The sequence below is a fragment of the Streptomyces sp. bgisy159 genome (assembly GCF_057707805.1).
On record NZ_JBYIQX010000130.1, the window covers coordinates 1 to 788 of the forward strand.

Below are 788 nucleotides of genomic sequence, written 5' to 3' on the forward strand. Positions count from 1 at the left end.
AGACGAGTACCCGCTGCCGGACCTCACGGAGGCAGCTCCACCGTCGGCACCTCCGAGACCAGACGACACCGGCACACCGACGCCCTCTAAGGACACTGACCCGGGAGTGGCGATCACCGCAACAGACGACGACACCCCCTGGCTGCAGATCGGCATCGGAGCCGCTGTCGCAGCGATCGCCATCACAGCATTCGTCATACTTCGAAAGCGCCGCAGACTGAGTCCGCCCCCGCTCTCGCCGTCGACTTTCCCGTCGCACCAATCCACCCACATTGCAAACGGCTTCGGCCCGCCTCCGCCGATGCCACACCGACCTCCGCCGTCCGATCGAGGACGGGGCCCCATCTGAGTACGCGCTCAGCCCGCCGGACCACAGAGGAATTCCGGCGCACCCACCGCAACCGTACGGCCAGACCACTGTCGCCATTACGGCGACCTGGTGCAACGCGGTATTGACACACTGACGTGGGACATCGGCAATTCCATGAAGGCTGACGCAGACAACTATGCCAATGCCCACATCGCCGAGACGTACCTCGACGGTAACAGGCGACTCGCCTACGTGATAGACGGCTGGGCAGAGGGCCGCCCGGACATCGACACGAGTACAGCCACCGGAAAGAAGACGCTTGAAGGTCTCATCACCAACATACGGCGGGGGCACACCAACGGCTCCACACTTGCCGGAAAATACATGGTGGACACCACCAGCTGATCCGGGCAGCAACATCGTCCTCATCTGAGCCAAGGAGAAACAGTGCCGAAGTGGTTTCCCCGTCGGCCGCTAC

General features: G+C 63.2%; 1 protein-coding gene. It reads left to right on the top strand.

All coding sequences use genetic code 11. The features are described 5' to 3' along the window. The first annotated feature begins 439 nt into the window (after positions 1-439). Positions 440-715 carry a hypothetical protein gene (locus AC3ET3_RS36120; RefSeq protein WP_435613737.1) on the top strand — a complete coding sequence of 92 codons (276 nt, stop codon included), beginning with the start codon at positions 440-442 and terminating at the stop codon, positions 713-715. Positions 716-788: the final 73 nt, after the last annotated feature.